The following is a 17557-nucleotide window of genomic DNA, read 5'->3' as shown; positions in this document are numbered from 1 at the left end:
TTGCCGTTGTCAACGTCACCACCATGAGGTGACCCTTTGAATGTAAATAGATTGTTAACCAAAGGGCAATGAGATTTAGCCAGGTAGGACCAGTAGAAACTTCTTTAATTTCAGAAAGAAGCTGGATTTTTCGGCTGAGAGAAAACGAAACAGGGAGCTGCATCGGGCTCCCTGTCAGGATGGGGGCGGGATCGCTCAAGGCTCCCGAAAAGGGCTGCACGCCCGGCAATGCCGGTGGCAGCCTGCCATTGCCATCAAAAGTGGCGCCGGGTTACTCCCACAGCCGGGTCGGCACCACCAGCAACACGGTACGCTGGCCGATCGCCACGTTGGCGTTGGGGAACACCACCGCCTCCCGCGGTTTCTCTACCGTGTAGCGCAGCTCGCCATCCTCGGCCAGCACGAAACCCTGGGGAAATTCGGTGAAATTGTCCACATCGCTGGCAAACAGGAAACGAAACTGCTCCGAGCGCTTGTTGATCACCCGATCGATGGCAAAGATGGTGAAGTCATCCGCCCGCCAGGGCTCCAGCACCACCTCGTCCCGGGTCACCAGATCCTGCAGCGCCTGCCGGGTTTCGATGAAACGGGTCATGTCGTTCTCGCCAAACGGGCGCACCTTGCCCAGCTCCACCGTAAAGGCGTGAGCACCGTGGCGGTGGGAGCTGTAATAGCTGAAGGTGGTGGTGGGGCCGCTGGAGAGCAGAATGGTGCGCACGCCGCAGGCGCCGAGAAACTGCACCTGCTCCTTGCAATGGGGCCGCTCGTGGGGGAAGGGATAGACGGCAAATTTCTCGTGACGCGAGCCGCGAATGGCAGTGTGCAGGTCGTAGTGGTAGCGCGGTCTGGCCGGGTCGGCGAAGAAGCGGCTCACATACTGCTCGAGGCGCATGGCGCGGATCCGCTCCTGGTTGCACAGCCCCTCCCCCTTGCTGTGGGCGCCGGAGAAGAGCCGGTTCATGTTCTCCTCCACTTCGCGCACGCCCAGGTTCATGGCCGCCGGGTTGCCGAACAGAAACAGCACCCGGTGACAAGCCCTGAGCTCGCCACTGAGCAGACGGCTCAGCAGCTGGTTGCAGATCTCGATGGGGGCCGTCTCGTTGCCGTGGATGCCGCAGGAGAGCACGATATCCTTGCGCCCGCCCGGCAGGTCGCCGGCACCGCTGGCAGGCTCCAGGCAGAGCACCCCCGTATCCCACACACTCGCGCGAGCACCATCCGGCAGATCAAATGAGAACGGCTCAAGCTGCCACTCGTGGCGGCGAGTCAGGGCCAAAAAGTCATGCTGGGGAATCATCCATCTCACCCTTTTGTCAGGAACGCTTGGCCGGATTATACGCAAGGCCCTCGGGCTTAAAATCAATTTTTAAACAAATTCAAACAGTAATGTTACAAGTGTGGGAGGGAGGAACATCACGAGGGAACAAAAGGGGTCGGCTACAGGCCGTGAGAGAGGGGAACGGGTACAACGAAGAGAACGGGCCCAGGCAAACGGGGCTGTCTGTCACGCCATGGCGACGCTGGCTGGCAACAGTGAGTCAGCAGTAAAACGAGGCATCCTTGCCCGGCAGATCAACCACGCCAGAACGGCTTGGTGGTCTCTTGATAACGATCGGCTTCGTTCAGACCAATGTCCTTGAGCAGGTACTCGGGCAGCTCGGAGAGCTGGCGACGGCTGCGGCTGCGTTCCAGCCAGGTCAGTACGGTCATTTTGACGCGAGCAGCCAGATTCAGTTGGCTGGAATGCTGGTAACCGGCTTCGGTATAAGTCATGTTGGCCATGATGTGGCTCCTCTTTACAATGTCTGCGCGGGGTGCGAATTTGTTGCGCAAAGCTTAGTCAGGGGGGGTAGCCGACTCAATTGACGAATTTTGATAGCAGACATTATTAAAACTAATGGTTGATGTCGTCATGAGCATGAATATAACGCATTGATTAATAACAACTTAATCATCTTTTCGTCTGTACAGAATACCCTGCAGCATATTCTCCTGCATGGATCCCTTCTAACTATGCAGTTTCCTCTACTGGCTATGCATTCACTGTGGGCACAAGCAAGGCGGGCAACCTGGCCTTTACATTCAGTTGTTAACCAAGCGATCTTTTATTGATCCTTTATTAACAGCTAGATACAAAGATTTTACCCTCAAATGACTCCGATCTTTTGTCCCTCTCCAACCCCCTGGAACGCAGGCACTTGGCACCCATGCCGCAGGCTGATATGGTTATTTATACAGTGCTTTCACTGCCCTACGATCAGCCCATTCACCAGGGCTGACAGGGGCAAATACAGGACATGCCGATGGAGACATTTACCCCCACAGCCGCCTTGCGCCAGCAGATGGAGCGACTTGAACAGGCGCTGGACAGCCTGGCCACGCAGCTGGAACAGCTTGAGTTGCTGGAGGCCCACGTCTATCCCCTGCCCGCCGTACCGCAAGGACAGGAGCATGAGCCCATCGAGCAGATCGAGGTGGGCTATCTGGGCGAGGAGGCCGCACTGGCCGCGACCCTCAGCGCCTATCGGGATCACAGCGCCCGCCCCGGTTGCTCCACCAAGGCCACCCACCGCCTGCCGGGCTGGCTGCGCTTTCCTGCCGCCAGTGCCCCCCTGCTGCGACCGCTGATCGACGAGGTCAACGGGTGCAAGCTCGCTTTCAAGGCGCTGGTGCAGCAGGCGGGCGGGCGGGATGAGAAGTTCGAGTTGGTGCACAGGGCCCTGCCAGGAGTCATTACCCTGCAGGTCTATCGCAAGCTCACTTGGCTTGAGGGAGAGCTGCACTCGCTCGGCTTCACCTGGGCTGACAAGCAGAGCATCAGTCGGCTCAGTCGGGAGCAGGTGCTGGAGATGCTGGAGCGCAGCCGCCGCTATATCCCGGCGCTGTCGAACAACGAGGAGTGGAGCAAGATGGTGGATCAAGAGGTGTACGACATCCGCCGCCTGCCTGCGGATGCAGAGCTCAGGATCCGCCGGCCGGTCAAGACCCACCCGATGATCAACCTGCTCTGGCAGGACCGGGAGCCTCGCAAGCAGCAGCTCAAGGCGAGCCTGCCCCTGCTGCTCTGCTCGGACACCCAGCCCGCCGTCACCCACCTTGGCCACTACCCGCCCAAGCTGCGCCAGGCCCGGCGGGATCGCAAGATTGGCGGCGAGCCCATCATAGAGCGGTTGCATCTCTACCTCTATCAGGGATAACCGGCACGAACTGTTGTGCAGCCTCGCCCAGGCGTCACGTGCGCCAAACGGCACGAGCCAAATAACACGTACCAAACAACAAGGGGAGCATCATTGGATGCTCCCCTTGTCTGTAGCCCGAGCCAGCTGATCGCGGTCAGCTCATCAGCAGGGCTCGCAGGCTCTCCACATCCAGCCCGCGCACTTCCGACTGGCCGCTCAGCAGGCCGTCGGCCAGCGCCCGCTTCTCATCGTGCAGGGCGACGATCTTCTCCTCCACCGTCTGTTCGCACACCAGGCGATAGACGGTCACCGGCTGGGTCTGCCCCATGCGGTGGGCCCGATCGCTCGCCTGATCTTCCACCGCCGGGTTCCACCAGGGATCCAGGTGCAGCACGGTATCGGCCTGGGTGAGGTTGAGGCCTGTGCCCCCCGCCTTGAGGCTGATCAGAAACAGCGGCACCGCCTCGTGGCGAAAACGCAGGATGGACTCCTGCCGGGACTTGGCCGAGCAGCCGCCGTCCAGGTAGCAGTAGTCCCACTGCTGCTGCTCGATGCGGGCCCGCAACAGGCTCAGCAGATCGACGAACTGGCTGAACACCAGCACCCGATGACCATTGCCGATGGCCTCCTCCAGCAGCGCCATCGCCTCGTCCAGCTTGCTGCTGGCCTGGGACCACTCGGGCATCACCAGCTGGGGCGAGCAGCAGAGCCGGCGCAGCCGGGTCAGCCCGCTCAGCACGTGCATCAGGGCGCGGCCGTCGGCACTTTGTACCTGCTGCACCACTTCGCGCCGGGTTGCCTCGTAGAGCTGACGCTCTTCGGGGGAGAGGCTGATGTGATGAATGATCTCGGTCTTGTCCGGCAGTTCGGTCAGCACCTGCTGCTTGAGCCGGCGCAGGATGAAGGGGCTGATCACCGCACGCAGCAGCGCCATGTGCTGGGGATCCTTCACCGCCTTGCCGAAGCGGCGCTTGAACTCGCCGAGGCTGCCGAGCAGGCCGGGGTTGATGAAGGTGAACAGGCTCCACAGCTCCCCCAGGTGGTTCTCGATGGGCGTGCCGGAGAGGGCGAGCCGAAAATCGCCGTCCAGCTGGAACAGCAGCTTGGCCCGCTGGGTACCGGCATTTTTGATCTGCTGCGCCTCATCCAGCACCATGGAGGACCAGCGACGGGCTTTGAGCGCCTCCGCCAGACTGCCGAGCATGCCGTAGTTGAGCAGGATGATCTGGCCCGCCTTGGCTTCGCGGATCATCCCTTCCCGCTCGGACGGGTTGTCGAACACCACCACCTCCAGCTCGGGAGCGAAGCGTGCGACCTCCTCCTGCCAGTTGGTGACCACTGACTTGGGTACCACCACCAGCGCCGGGCCCAGATGCTGGCGCATGCGCAGCACGATGAGCGCCTGCAGCGTCTTGCCAAGGCCCATGTCGTCGGCCAGACAGGCGCCAAAGCCATGGTGGGCCAGGGTCGCCAGCCAGCGTACCCCCTCCTTCTGATAATCCCGCAGCGGCCCCATCAACTCGGCCGGGCATTCCACCTCCTGCTGCCACTCCTGTTGCAGGGAGTGCCAGGCGGCATCCCCCTCGGTGGTGATGACGGAGAGCAGGCGGGTCAGCGGGTAGGCCAGCTTGTGATTGATGCGCTGCTCTTCGTCGAGCATGGCGCCCAGCATGGTGAGCCGCTCCACCAGCTTGTCGCTCAACATCAGGCTGGTCTTCTCGTCCAGCTGAACGGTGCGTTGGCCCGGGGTCAGCTGGCGCAGGATGAGGCGCAGGTCGAGGATCTGGTGCTCATCGAGAGAGAGCGCCCCTTCCACCTGGAACCAATCCTGGCGCCGCTCGATCCGCAGGCTCAGGGCAGCTTCATCGAGGCTCTTCAGACGCGCGCTGTCCTGATGCCAGTGAATGACCACGCCGGCATCCACCAGCTCCGGCAGGGCATTGACCAGCGCCAGTGCCTGCTCTCCCTCGAGGCGCCACTCGCTGCCAGGCAACTCGATGGGCAACTGATTGCGCAGCCGCTGGGCCTCGCCTTTCTCGGCCGCCAGATCCCGCTGCCAGTAGTGATAATCCTTGATCCCCTGGCGCACGATGGCCTCGCCCTTGCCAAGGGGCTGCGGCGGCAAGTCGTCAAACCGGGTCACCAGCCGGACCGCCAGCTGGCCATCCTGCCAGTCGAGCTGAACCGAGGCCACACCGGGCCAGGGAGCCAGCTCGGCATTGCCGTGCAGGCCCGCCACCTGGCTGTGCCAGGGCAGCCCCGCAATGGCGTCCAGGGTATGCTGCAGTTCCGCCAGCCCCTCGGCCGGCAGCAGCGGAATGGCCTCCAGCGCAGGCAGCCGGTCGAGCAGCGGCTGCGGGGTGAGAATGAGCTGCCACAGATCCTGCGCCAGCGGCAGTATGTGAGCCCCTCGCGCCGCGGCAGCCGGGCTCAGCACGGCGCTCATGCCCTGCTCGGTGGCCACTATCTGCAGCAAGGGTGCCGTGATGGCCAGCTGCAGCTTCTGCCCTCTGGCATTGAACAGGCGGGAATGGTTGGCAAGCGGTGCCCACACCTCGCGCGGCAACCGCCCCAGCGTACGCGGCAGCGTGCGAACCAGCGCCCAGTCCTCCTCGTCGAGCAGGTTGGCGTACTGGGTGGAGAGCAGGGTGGGATCGACCCGGCGACCGGCAGTCCACTCCCCCTTGGTGCTCTGCTTCTGGATCTTGCAATCGAGCTCGGGCCCTTCCGCATGCAGCAGCCAGACCAGTCGCTCCTGCGGCTTGCGCACGCCGCTGGCGCGTCCCAGCCCCTGCAGCCAGTTGAGCCAGCTGGCAGAGGCAGGCGTCTTGTCCTCCCCGTCCTGCTCGTCGGCCTCCTGCTCGCCGCTGGCGGCGCGCAGTTGCTGCAGCGGCTGCTGCTGCGCCCCCTGCCCCAACAACAGCCGCAGCAGATCCTGACAGAAGGCCATCAACCTGTGGCGGGGCGCGGCATCCAGCACGTGGGAGAGATCCCATTTGTGCAGGATGGCCACCTGGGGGCTCTGCTCCCCATGCCGGGCAAGGGCGCAGAGATCGAGCCAGAGGTAGCCCCAGTGCAGCTCTTCCGGCGGCAATTGCAGGGTATCGAACAGCCCGACCGCCTGACCGTGGCGATCACCCGCCCACTGCCCCAGCAGATCCGCCAGCAAAGGAAACTGGTTGGCCAGACTGCGCTGCCACTTCTTGCGCTGCTCGCTGGCGAGCACGGGATCGGCCTGCTGCAACCAGCCTAGCCAGAGCAAGGCACTGAAAGTCAGTGGCCACTTACCCTGCCCATCCTCTTGCCCCTCCTGCGTCTGCCAAGCCCCAAGCGCTGCCAACAGGCGCTCGGCAAGGGGCTGCTCTCCCCCCTGCTCCGCCAGTTGTTGCAGGGCGGGCCAGTGAGTGTTTGCTTTCCCGCTCAGCTCGCCACAGAGCCACTGCCACTCGGCAGCAAAGCCGTCGCTGAGCTTGGCCAGCTCGGCGGCACACTCGCCGGCCGCCTGGGCCAGCGGCCACTGCCCATGGGGCTCGGCATCCAATAGCGTTTGCAGGGCGAAGTGCTGCAGCATCAGCCGCTGCCACTGGGGGCTCGAGCCTGCCAGCAAGCGGTGGGCATCGGGCAGATCGAGCAGGCTCAGCAGATCGGCCGCCAGATAGTAAGCGGGCACTTGCCCGGCCTCCCCCAGACAGAGCTCACGCACCAGCGCCTGTGCCATCTCCTGGCCGGTGACCGACGGCACCCGTGCCCAGTTGGGCATGGGACAATCGCCGCGACGCACCGCCAGGATCAACGCCAGGGTTCCCTCTGCCGTCAGACTCCACTGTTGTTCCCCACGCAGCCGCACCAACCCCAGCAGTTGCAACTGACTCAACTTGTCGAGCAGGGCCTGCCCGAACGGCAGCTGTTCTTGCAAATAGCGGGTACTGGCGGTGCGCTGCAACTGCAGCTCACCGAGCAGGGCATAACAATCTGAAGAGAGAGTGGACGCAGACATCGAGACTCACGGGCAGGTGCAAAAGCGGAATTTTAACGGGAAAGCGACGGCGGCTCGACCCTTAACGACGAAATAACGCAAAAAAGCTGCGGCATCCCCGTCAGGGGCGGGCTTGGGGCAAGGTGAGACCAGGGGGTTCACCGGATGGAGATGACAGAAAAGGCGCACAAAAAAAGGCGCCTGGGCGCCTCTTGATGGACATATTGTCAGCGTGTCAGCCTTCCAGCTGCGCCAGACGCTCGGCCAGCAGCTGCAGCTGCGCCTTGAGGCTCTCGACCTCCTCCTCCAGCACCGTCAGTCGATCCGCTGCGGGCGAGGCATAACTGCTGGCGGGGGCCGCCTCGGCAAGCGCCTGCAGATCCACCTCGCCACTGAACAGGTGGGCATACCGGGACTCGCGCTTGCCCGGCTCGCGCGGCAGCTTGACCACGTAGGGCCCCTGTTCGGCGAGCTTGGCCAATACCGCATCGACCTGGGTCACGTCATCGAAGCTGCACAGGCGGTTGGTGCGCGAGCGCAGCTCCCCCGGCGTCTGCGGGCCGCGCAGCAAGAGTTCGCAGATAATGCCGAGCTCCTGGGCCGTGAACTTCAGCTCGCCGAACTCGGTGTTGCAGAAGCGGTGTTGGTAACGGGGAACCCGGGCATTGAAGCCGGCGGTATTGACCACCAGACGCTTGCGGATCAGCTCATCCACCACGGCCCGGATGTCGAGCTCGGACAGCTCCAGCACCGGCTCGCGGTTGCTCTTCTGGTTGCAGGCATTGACCAGCGCATTGAGAGAGAGGGGGTATTGATCCGGGGTGCAGATCTCTTTTTCGATCAGACAGCCGATCACGCGGGCCTCCAACGGGCCAAGCACTAACTCCATTTCATACTCCCTACTGAACAAGACGTTGAGGCCACTATCTTAGCCATGGTGCCTCTGCCGTCCAGCAGCGGCCGCCATTTTTGCGAGGCGATGGGGCAGTTGATGAAACATCGCACAGCCTGCCCGCCCGGCATGGCCTCGACAGCCGCTATCAGGCCGAGGGTTTGCGCTCCAGCGCCGTGGCCACGGAGGTGGCGGCCGAGCCGGTCAGCAAGGGATCACCCGGGTAGAGCACCAGCGCCTCGCGGCGCAGTACTCTGGCCTCCTCTTTTCGTCCCAGTGCATCCAGCGCGATCACCATGTTGGCGTAGATGTTGGCTCTCGGCGTGTGGCGCACAAACGCCTGACCCCAGTCGAGATACGCCTCCAGCTCTGCGTGATTGTTGGCCTGCAAACCCACCATCAGCCGCACCGAGTTGACGTCAAACTCGACCCGGGTCAACCAGGCCATGGGATTGACGATCTCGAGCAGCAGGGTCGGCTCCTTGTAGCCGCCGCGCTCGTACTTGGTGACCACCCAGGCGGTATGAATGGCGGTCAGCATGAAGGGCACCACCAGCAGGGGAATGATGATGGCCACGAAGCGCAGCAACAACCAGGGGCGATAGACATACTCGCGCCAGCTGGCACGGCCCGAGGCCTGCAGCCCCTCCTCCACTTCCGCATCCAGCACATACACCAGCAGCAGCAGGGCCCACCACAGTGCGATGGCGTGATAAAGCGGATACTCGGTCTGGGTGTGCAGCAGGATGGGGGTCACCAGCGCCAGCAGCGCCGCCCCCTTGACCCAACCGGCCTTGAGCACACGCCACAACAGAGCGCCGCCCATCAGCACCATGCCGATCATGGGGGCCAGCCCCCCTTCCACCGCCCAGTAGAGGAACTCGTTGTGGGGGTGATCGAGGTTGTATTCAATCTGTACCATGGCCGGGTTCAGCGCCTTGTCGGCCATGTAGTGGTGCAAAAAGGTGGTTTCAAAGCTGCCATAACCCCAACCAACCCACGGAGACTGGGCAATCAGCTTGGCGGCATAGGGCCAGTAGATGGAACGCATTCCGCCGGACTGATAAGCCTCCAGCCCACGTTTGACACCACTGATCCCGTACTGGGAGGCGATCCCCAGCCCGACACCGAGTGCAACCAGTCCCAGTACCTGTGCCAGCCGCCCCTGACGATGCAATGCGGGCACGAGCAGGAGCAGCACCAGCAGACCCCCCAACTGCCCCACCCGGGATTGCAGCGCCACCAGCAGCAGGCTGGCCGCCAGGATCACCCCATAGCGCAGCCCCTTCAGCCAAGGGTTGGCATTACCGCGCAGCTCCAGCCAGCCGGCCAGGGCAAGCCCGGTCGCCATGAAGGTCGCCATCACATTGGGTTGTTGAAAGATACCGTAGGGGCGATTGGCGTGGGTGTCGTACCCCAGCCAATTACCCGGGATCAGCAGGTAGTACTGCACCAGGCCCAGCAGCGCCTCGATGGCCACCGCCCCCAGCAGCAGATAGAGCAGCCGATCACGAGATGCCCGCACCAGCTGCCACTGATAGAGACAGAACAGAAACAGCAGACCGGCGAACAACCCCAGCAAACGGGGAATCGCATAGTCTTTCAGGTCAAAGCCGGGATAGGCCATGGGTAGCAGCAGCAGCAACGCCCCCAGCCAGAGCCAGCCCTGCAAAGAGGAGAACACCAGCCGCTGCTGCAGCGTCACCTGCCACAGCCCCAGGCCGATGACCAGGCTCGCGAAGATCCAGCCCCAGGCATTGAACGGCAGATAGAGCCCGGCCCCACCGGGGTTGTGCATGAAAAAATGCATGCCCAGCAGCCAGTACAGAGCGCAGACGGCAGCAAAGAGACCCTTATTGCTCATCTTCCTTGATCCCCTTTATGTTGTTGAGCCCTGTTCATAAGTCAGCGGCGTGACAAAAATACAGAAAAAAAGGGGGCCATAGCCCCCCGTTCCTTATTTCATTTGGTCATCATACCTGCTTTGACCGGCGAAAAGCATGCCTCACCAGAACCACACCGATCCCCAGCATGCCGCCAAGCAAGGTGGCCAGCACGACCACCAGAGGGCGCTTGGGTTTATCACGGCTCAGGGGCTCTTCGGGGGCGTCCAGATAAGAAAATGGACGGAAGCTTATTCCTTCCAAAGAGACACGCTTCAAGCGATCCATCTGCGCTTGTAACTGCTGCAACCCCGGCTGGTAGAAAGCCAGATCCACGGATTTCAGCAAGGTCAGTTTCTCTTCTAGCCCCTTGGAGCCCAACGCGATCGAGAAACGATCCTGAGTAATGCCAACCCTCTCCAGCGGTGTACTTACACCAGCCGCCTTGGCCACTCTAATAGCCAACGCGATCTCGGAGATCTCCTGTTGCAGCGTACGTTTGGCCTCTTCTTTCATCACTGTATAACGAGTACCCATCTCCTCCAACTGCAGGGTACGTTGTTCACCAAGCCTTCTCATCAACTGTTGCTGTTGCAAGGTAACGATGTAATCGACATAACCCTTTAGCATCGCAAGCGAATCATCATTAGTGGGGGCCGCAAAAGCAATCTCGATGTCTAACGTCTCCCCCTTCTTATCGACTGGCTGCGCTACCACCAGCTTGCCCCAGTCACGCAACCAGCGCCGCTGGGCCTTTTCATCCAGCGCCTTCGCCGTCACTTCGTTGGCAAACAGCGGACTTGTCTTCAGATACGCGCTGCGATTTTCATAAGAGTTAAACTCCTGCACAAACTCCTGATAAAGGCCTTTACCATCGGGGAATCCCGTCAGCCCGAGCGCCACGGCCTGCCTAGCGACCTTCTGCATCGGTTGCAGCTCTTCCGGCTTGGGCTCTGTGATCACCGCCTTGGCCGACCACTGCTGTGGTGCCAACAGAGCATAAAAGATACCACCCACAGCAAATACGCCGGCAATAAGTACAATAAGCAGCTTCTGGCGCCACAACACCACCATCAACTCACGAAGATCAATCTCCTCCGAGCTGGGTTCTTGCACCCACTGATTGGGAATAACCGGTGTTTTTTCGTTCATCTTTTCTCTCTTGATTATCAAGGTGTAAAAATATCTCACAACTGCGATGCACTACTATCCTTTGACGAACGACGCTAAGAGTAATCAGCAAAACAGGGTGCAAAACGATCCTTTTCAGACAATAATAACGGCTGACGCTCAGATAATGGCCACTTTATCGCCAAGTTAGGACTATCCCATCGAATAGCAACCTCATCACTAGGATAATAATAATCGCTGCATCTGTAAAAAACATCGGCGCTGTCACTTAGCACATAAAAACCATGCGCAAAACCGGGGGGGATCCATATAAGCTCACCGAGTTCTGCATTTAATCGACAACCCAACCATTGTCCGTACGTGAGCGACGCTGGCCGAATATCAACCGCCACATCAAAAATAGCCCCGCTGATAACCTGTACCAGTTTACCTTGTGGTCGATTATGTTGGTAATGCAAACCGCGCAACGTGCCCCCGACCGAACGACTCAGATTGTCTTGCACCAACGGGTAATGGCCACAGTGCTTTTCAAACTCATCTTGACGAAAACACTCACGAAATTGACCGCGATGATCTGAAAAAGTCGTGGGCGTAAGTATCATCACCCCCTCCAGAGATGTTGTACGATATTGCATTGATAAACCCATACGAAAAAAGAACCAAGTGATCACTTACTGACGTTTTTGTTGCTAGGATAGTAGCTTGAGAGTTTCCACTTATGCTCGCAAATCCCCTCAGGTCACACATCAGGTTGCGTCACAAACAATCGAAGCAGGTATTGATAATATTCATTCTTTGCCAACGGGATAGCAAGTACGCGCAACTGATCGGCATCGATAAACCCCTTGCGAAAGGCGATCTCTTCCGGACACGCGACTTTCAGTCCCTGGCGAGTCTCGATGGTCTGAATAAAGTTGCTCGCTTCAATCATTCTCTCGTGGGTGCCGGTATCAAGCCAGGCATAGCCACGGCCCATCATGGCGACCGACAAATTGCCTTGTTCTAGGTAGATCCGGTTCACATCGGTGATTTCCAGCTCACCGCGTGGCGATGGCTTCAGGCTCTTGGCGATCTCCACCACGCTGTTGTCGTAGAAATAGAGGCCAGTAACCGCATAGTTGCTCTTGGGCTCCAGTGGCTTCTCTTCCAGTGAAATAGCTGTGCCTTGCTTATCAAATTCCACCACCCCATAACGCTCAGGGTCATGCACATGGTAGGCAAAGACGGTTGCACCACTGTCTTTACTTGCTGCCGCTTCCAGTCGTTTCTGCAGGTCATGGCCGTAGAAAATGTTGTCGCCCAGCACCAGTGCACAGGGGTCTGAGCCGATAAATTCTTCGCCCAGAATAAAGGCCTGTGCCAACCCGTCCGGGCTTGGTGCACCTTGTATTGCAAATTCAGGCCCCACTGTCTGCCATCCCCCAGCAGTTGCTCAAAACAGGGGGTATCTTGCGGGGTGCTGATGATCAAAATATCGCGAATCCCCGCCAGCATCAGGGTGCTCAGCGGATAGTAGATCATCGGCTTGTCATAGATGGGTAGCAGCTGCTTGCTCACCGCCATGGTGACTGGATAGAGACGGGGGCCAGAGCCACCTGCCAGAATAATGCCTTTACGTTTGGTCATGATGCTTGTTTCTTATTTTTAAATTGCAAAAGAGAAGGGTGGTTTGAGGCCACACCTTTCTGCTTTATCCCTGTCAACCAGAGATGTATTCAGTACATCCCTGGCCTGTGATTTACTTGCCGAGGATCTCGGTCAACATCCGCTCCACACCGACCGTCCAGTCCGGCAGTACCAGATCGAAGGTGCGCTGGAACTTGCTGGTATCCAAGCGGGAGTTATGAGGGCGCTTGGCCGGGGTCGGGAAGGAACTGGTCGGCACCGCATTGAGCTGCGTGACTGCCAGTTCAACCCCGGCCTCTCTGGCTTTGGCAAAAACCAGCTGGGCGTAGTCAAACCAAGTGGTGGTACCGGAGGCAATCAGATGGTACAACCCGGCAACCTCGGATCTGTTCTGCGCCACGCGGAGCGCATGAACGGTGCAATCTGCCAGCAATTCGGCACCGGTCGGGGCACCAAACTGGTCATTGATGACCGACATCTCGCTACGCTCCTTGCCAAAACGCAGCATGGTCTTGGCAAAGTTGGCGCCACGGGCAGCGTAGACCCAGCTGGTGCGGAAGATCAGGTGGCGCGAGCACAGGGCCGCAGCCTGCTCACCCGCCAGCTTGGTCTCGCCGTAGACGTTGAGCGGAGCGGTCGCATCGGTTTCAAGCCAAGGGCGCTCACCACTGCCATCGAACACATAGTCAGTGGAGTAGTGCACCAACCAGGCTCCCAATGTCTCCGCTTCTTTGGCAATCGCAGCCACACTGGTGGCGTTGAGCAGCTCGGCAAACTCTCGTTCGCTCTCGGCTTTGTCTACCGCAGTGTGGGCTGCTGCGTTCACGATGACATCCGGCTTCACCTGGCGCACAGTCTCCGCCACGCCGGCCGGGTTGCTGAAATCACCGCAATAGTCGGTGGAGTCAAAATCAACGGCAGTGATGCGCCCCAGCGGTGCCAGTGCGCGCTGCAGCTCCCAGCCTACTTGGCCGTTTTTGCCAAACAGCAGAATATGCATCAGGCACGCTCCCCGTAGTTCTGCTCAATCCAGGACTGGTAGGCGCCGCTCTTGACGTTGTTGACCCACTGCTGGTTATCCAGATACCACTGCACAGTTTTGCGAATGCCGGATTCAAAGGTCTCTTGCGGTTGCCAAGCGAGCTCGGCGCTCATCTTGCTGGCATCAATGGCATAACGGCGGTCATGGCCAGGGCGGTCGGCCACATAGGTGATTTGATCGCGGTAGGAGCCGGCCTTGGGCACCATTTCATCCAGCAGATCGCAAATGGTATGCACGACTTCCAGATTCTGTTTCTCGTTGTGACCGCCGATGTTGTAGGTCTCGCCGATGACACCTGTGGTGACCACGGTATAAAGTGCGCGGGCGTGCTCTTCCACATAGAGCCAGTCACGGATCTGGTCACCCTTGCCGTATACCGGCAGCGGTTTGCCATCCAGGGCGTTGAGGATCACCAGCGGGATCAGCTTCTCGGGGAAGTGATAAGGACCGTAGTTATTGGAGCAGTTGGTGACGATGGTCGGCAGGCCGTAAGTACGGCGCCAGGCACGCACCAAATGGTCGCTGGAGGCCTTGGAGGCAGAATAGGGGCTGCTGGGGGCATAAGGGGTAGTTTCGGTGAAAAGCGGCAGTGGCTCACCGGCAGCCACTTCATCTGGATGGGGCAGATCGCCATACACCTCGTCGGTAGAGATATGGTGGAAGCGGAAGGCCGCCTTGCGTACCTCATCCAGGCCGTTCCAGTAGGCGCGGGCCGCTTCTAGCAGCATGTAGGTGCCGACGATATTGGTCTCGATGAAGTCAGCAGGACCGGTGATGGAGCGATCAACATGGCTCTCGGCGGCCAGGTGCATCACGGCATCCGGCTGGTGCTGCGCAAACACCCGATCCAGCTCTGCACGGTTGCAGATATCCACCTGCTCAAACGCATAACGCTCGCTTGTCGATGCATAGGCCAAGGATTCCAGATTGCCCGCATAGGTGAGTTTATCGAGATTGACAACGGCATCCTGAGTATCATGGATGATATGGCGTACCACGGCAGAGCCGATAAAGCCTGCGCCACCAGTAACGAGAATTTTCAACATTTTTAAGCGAGAATTTCTGCGATATAAGGCCGACTGACAAGACATGGTTGAAGGCCACACTCTGACAGAGTATTGCCCCTGATGAGAACAGAGGGTTGCTTTGGCCCAGACAAACTATTGGTACTCAGCATTTTGTCCCTCTGTCCATCTATCTGCTCTCTCATTCACACAAGCAGTGGGCATCCCATAAAACACACCGTTTAATGCATTGGCTGATGACTCTCTGAATTAAGAAAATCAATGTCCTCGACCACACTCAGGCTCGGTTCATGCGACAAAGTATTTTTTGCCTGCCATACCAGATCGCAGATCCCGTCAGTAGGATTAAAACCGGTTGGCATACTTAACAACAGGCTACGGATCTGTTCATGATCAAAACGGAAACACGCGCTATCGAGCTCGGCCAAAAACGCCCGTAGCTGTGGCCATGGCAGCATCGACTCTGAGGCTTTCATAATCCGGGGATGGGCAGTTCCCTCAACCTGCTCGCCAATTAGCAGCTCTTCAAACAGCTTCTCACCGGGGCGCAAGCCGGTGATCTTAACCTCGATATCACCTGTGGGGTATTTGTCGCTCTTGAGCTTCAGGCCACTCAAACGGATCATCCGGTGCGCCAAATCAATGATCTTGACCGGCTCCCCCATGTCCAACACAAACACATCCCCCCCCTGCCCCATGGCCCCCGCCTGTATCACCAGCTGTGATGCTTCAGGAATGGTCATGAAATAACGAATGATGTCGGGGTGGGTCAAAGTCAAAGGGCCACCATCGCGGATCTGCTTACTAAACAATGGCACAACAGACCCAGAAGAACCCAGAACATTACCAAAACGCACCATGCAAAAACGGGTTTGCTGCTGCGCAGCTGCCAAAGATTGCAGCACCAGTTCGGCCAATCGCTTGGTGGTACCCATGGTATTAGTGGGACGCACCGCCTTATCAGTCGAAATCAACACAAAGGTTTCAACCTTTGCCCTGATAGCCGCCTGTGCACAATAAAGAGTGCCAAAAACATTATTGCGCACCCCCTCCACCACGTTGTATTCAACCAAGGGGACATGCTTGTAAGCAGCTGCATGGTAAACCGTCTGGATTTGGAAGGTACTCATTACAGCTTGCAAGCGATGTTGCCGCTGCACCGACCCCAGTAATGGCAATATCTCAACCTGCAACCCTTCCTGCCGGCTGATTTCTTGCAGCTCTTTATCAATGGCATATAGGCCATATTCAGAAAGCTCAAACAATACCAGTCGAGCAGGTTTACAACGGATTATCTGACGACATAATTCAGAGCCGATGGAACCGCCCGCTCCCGTCACCATCACCCGTTTGCCAGATATATTGGCATTGATCAGTTCAGGGATAGGGGCCACTGCATCACGCCCCAACAAATCCTCAATACTGACCTCTTTAAGCTCATCGATATGAGCATTCCCCTCAACCAGATCAGCCATACCAGGGATAGAGAGAACCTCACATGGGCACTGTTCCAATCGATTGATCACCGCTTGCCTCACACTACGCGAAGCACTCGGGATAGCCAGCAAGATTTTTTTAATATCAAAGCGCTCAATCAGCGCCTCGATAGCGTCAGTGCTGTAAACGTTCACCCCCTGAATCACGGTCTTAACCAATGCGGAATCATCGTCAACAAACGCCACAGGCAGGTACTCCTGCCCTTGATTCAACGCAAGTTGCAACTGCCGCCCGGAAGAACCAGCGCCATAAATCAGCACAGCCACTCGTTGCTGACCACCACGCTGGACCAGCGCCCGGAAAAACAGACGCACCCCACCGATCAGCAACACTGAAAAAGCAAAATAGATAACAGATACTGTACGAGGAAGTGGAACCCCCATAAAAAACGCCAGCATAACCAACGACATTGTGGAAAGAAGAGCTCCAAGCGAAACAGTCCACAATACCTTGAAACCGACATAACGTAATACAGCGCGATACAGCCCTAACCGTATAAAGATCACGATAGTGATCGGTAGTAACAACGCCAGCATTTGCCAGTGCAGCGGACTCTGCAATGGAATATTGTCATCAAGGCGTACCCAATAACCGCCCCAGAATGCCAAAGTTAGCAGTAGCAGATCAGCACAGACGCTAATCCCCCGTTTATAAACACGGGGGATAGCCAAGAAAGAGGTTAACATAATAGCATCATCTCGTTAACGGCAGTAAGTAAAATAAGGTGAAGCAAATCGGTAAAAATACTATTTCGATCCAACCGCATCGCCTGCACCGCTACCAGTTGCAGTCATGATGATATAGCGAAAGTAGCTAGTTAGGGTGAGCGTATCGATCATCTGCCGATCTATTTTGGCAAGCAATGCTGGGGTCGACATATCGATATTTTGTACCTGAGCCAAGCCTGTAATCCCGGGTAAAACATCATAAACGCCTAGGGCATCACGCTCTTTAATCAGCTCCTCCTGATTAAAGAGATTAGGCCGCGGCCCAACCAAACTCATCTCACCTTTAAGAACATTGATGAGTTGTGGAAGCTCATCAATTTTACTCTTGCGTAGAAAGGCACCTAACTTGGTGATCGAACTTGTGCTCGCCAAGTGGCTCGCCACCGACTGGGTATCGACCGACATAGTGCGAAATTTAATCAGCTTGAATGGTTTTTTGTGTTTACCAACCCTAGTTTGCACAAAAATCGGTGAGCCGGTGTCAAATAGGCCAATAATAGTGACGATAAGCAAAATGGGCCACAACAGCAGCAAACCCAAAAAAGCTGAGCAAAAATCCAACAGCCGGAACAACATAA

12 protein-coding genes and 1 pseudogene are annotated in these 17557 nt (G+C 58.2%); 1 reads left to right on the top strand and 12 read right to left on the bottom strand.

Annotation, left to right across the window (positions count from 1 at the left end):
- Positions 1 to 271: 271 nt before the first annotated feature.
- Both astE and C2U40_RS06365 read right to left on the bottom strand, forming a co-directional pair.
- On the bottom strand, positions 272 to 1297 hold the full coding sequence (astE, locus tag C2U40_RS06370) for a succinylglutamate desuccinylase (RefSeq protein ID WP_024944811.1): 1026 nt from the start codon (positions 1295 to 1297) through the stop codon (positions 272 to 274).
- Between the two features lie 275 nt (positions 1298 to 1572).
- Positions 1573 to 1782 carry a DUF1127 domain-containing protein gene (locus C2U40_RS06365; RefSeq protein ID WP_011706670.1) on the bottom strand — a complete coding sequence of 70 codons (210 nt, stop codon included), beginning with the start codon at positions 1780 to 1782 and terminating at the stop codon, positions 1573 to 1575.
- A gap of 521 nt (positions 1783 to 2303) precedes the next feature.
- On the opposite strand from C2U40_RS06365, the gene C2U40_RS06360 reads away from it, so the two are divergent.
- Positions 2304 to 3197 (top strand): DNA replication terminus site-binding protein, encoded by an 894-nt coding sequence (locus C2U40_RS06360; protein WP_024944810.1) that lies wholly within the window; start codon positions 2304 to 2306, stop codon positions 3195 to 3197.
- Positions 3198 to 3333: 136 nt separating this feature from the next.
- On the opposite strand, the gene C2U40_RS06355 is transcribed toward C2U40_RS06360, so the two are convergent.
- The 10 genes and pseudogenes from C2U40_RS06355 to C2U40_RS06310 form a co-directional block, all read right to left on the bottom strand.
- Positions 3334 to 7176 carry a DEAD/DEAH box helicase gene (locus tag C2U40_RS06355; RefSeq protein ID WP_103827922.1) on the bottom strand — a complete coding sequence of 1281 codons (3843 nt, stop codon included), beginning with the start codon at positions 7174 to 7176 and terminating at the stop codon, positions 3334 to 3336.
- Between the two features lie 214 nt (positions 7177 to 7390).
- Positions 7391 to 8044 (bottom strand): YceH family protein, encoded by a 654-nt coding sequence (locus C2U40_RS06350; protein ID WP_024944808.1) that lies wholly within the window; start codon positions 8042 to 8044, stop codon positions 7391 to 7393.
- 151 nt (positions 8045 to 8195) lie between these two features.
- Positions 8196 to 9911, bottom strand: coding sequence for a PglL family O-oligosaccharyltransferase (locus C2U40_RS06345; RefSeq protein WP_103827921.1), 1716 nt, complete (start codon positions 9909 to 9911; stop codon positions 8196 to 8198).
- 109 nt (positions 9912 to 10020) lie between these two features.
- Positions 10021 to 11082 carry an LPS O-antigen chain length determinant protein WzzB gene (locus C2U40_RS06340; RefSeq protein WP_103827941.1) on the bottom strand — a complete coding sequence of 354 codons (1062 nt, stop codon included), beginning with the start codon at positions 11080 to 11082 and terminating at the stop codon, positions 10021 to 10023.
- 74 nt (positions 11083 to 11156) lie between these two features.
- The gene (gene rfbC, locus C2U40_RS06335) at positions 11157 to 11663 is read right to left on the bottom strand and encodes a dTDP-4-dehydrorhamnose 3,5-epimerase (RefSeq protein WP_233768824.1); all 507 of its coding nucleotides are present in this window, start codon (positions 11661 to 11663) and stop codon (positions 11157 to 11159) included.
- Positions 11664 to 12025: 362 nt separating this feature from the next.
- Positions 12026 to 12624 (bottom strand): annotated as a pseudogene (locus tag C2U40_RS06330) (sugar phosphate nucleotidyltransferase); the annotation flags it as partial.
- A 175-nt stretch (positions 12625 to 12799) separates the two neighbouring features.
- On the bottom strand, positions 12800 to 13687 hold the full coding sequence (rfbD, locus tag C2U40_RS06325) for a dTDP-4-dehydrorhamnose reductase (RefSeq protein ID WP_076360017.1): 888 nt from the start codon (positions 13685 to 13687) through the stop codon (positions 12800 to 12802).
- On the bottom strand, positions 13687 to 14772 hold the full coding sequence (gene rfbB / locus C2U40_RS06320) for a dTDP-glucose 4,6-dehydratase (protein ID WP_103827940.1): 1086 nt from the start codon (positions 14770 to 14772) through the stop codon (positions 13687 to 13689). The genes rfbD and rfbB overlap by 1 nt, the downstream gene beginning before the upstream one ends.
- A gap of 203 nt (positions 14773 to 14975) precedes the next feature.
- The gene (locus C2U40_RS06315; RefSeq protein WP_104467479.1) at positions 14976 to 16937 is read right to left on the bottom strand and encodes a polysaccharide biosynthesis protein; all 1962 of its coding nucleotides are present in this window, start codon (positions 16935 to 16937) and stop codon (positions 14976 to 14978) included.
- Positions 16938 to 16997: 60 nt separating this feature from the next.
- Complete coding sequence (locus tag C2U40_RS06310; RefSeq protein ID WP_103828760.1) at positions 16998 to 17555, bottom strand: sugar transferase; 558 nt, start codon at positions 17553 to 17555, stop codon at positions 16998 to 17000.
- Between the last annotated feature and the right edge of the window lie 2 nt (positions 17556 to 17557).

It is taken from the genome of Aeromonas sp. ASNIH4, from assembly GCF_002934425.1.
Taxonomy (GTDB): domain Bacteria; phylum Pseudomonadota; class Gammaproteobacteria; order Enterobacterales; family Aeromonadaceae; genus Aeromonas; species Aeromonas hydrophila.
The sequence above is the reverse complement of the archived record's forward strand: the minus strand, read 5'-3'. Positions and strand labels throughout refer to the sequence as shown.

Coding starts and splice junctions, on each gene's coding strand:
- astE (WP_024944811.1), bottom strand. CDS start 1,297: ATGATTCCCCAGCATGACTTTTTGGCCCTGACTCGCCGCCACGAGTGG.
- C2U40_RS06365 (WP_011706670.1), bottom strand. CDS start 1,782: ATGGCCAACATGACTTATACCGAAGCCGGTTACCAGCATTCCAGCCAA.
- C2U40_RS06360 (WP_024944810.1), top strand. CDS start 2,304: ATGGAGACATTTACCCCCACAGCCGCCTTGCGCCAGCAGATGGAGCGA.
- C2U40_RS06355 (WP_103827922.1), bottom strand. CDS start 7,176: ATGTCTGCGTCCACTCTCTCTTCAGATTGTTATGCCCTGCTCGGTGAG.
- C2U40_RS06350 (WP_024944808.1), bottom strand. CDS start 8,044: ATGGAGTTAGTGCTTGGCCCGTTGGAGGCCCGCGTGATCGGCTGTCTG.
- C2U40_RS06345 (WP_103827921.1), bottom strand. CDS start 9,911: ATGAGCAATAAGGGTCTCTTTGCTGCCGTCTGCGCTCTGTACTGGCTG.
- C2U40_RS06340 (WP_103827941.1), bottom strand. CDS start 11,082: ATGAACGAAAAAACACCGGTTATTCCCAATCAGTGGGTGCAAGAACCC.
- rfbC (WP_233768824.1), bottom strand. CDS start 11,663: ATGATACTTACGCCCACGACTTTTTCAGATCATCGCGGTCAATTTCGT.
- rfbD (WP_076360017.1), bottom strand. CDS start 13,687: ATGCATATTCTGCTGTTTGGCAAAAACGGCCAAGTAGGCTGGGAGCTG.
- C2U40_RS06315 (WP_104467479.1), bottom strand. CDS start 16,937: ATGTTAACCTCTTTCTTGGCTATCCCCCGTGTTTATAAACGGGGGATT.
- C2U40_RS06310 (WP_103828760.1), bottom strand. CDS start 17,555: ATGTTGTTCCGGCTGTTGGATTTTTGCTCAGCTTTTTTGGGTTTGCTG.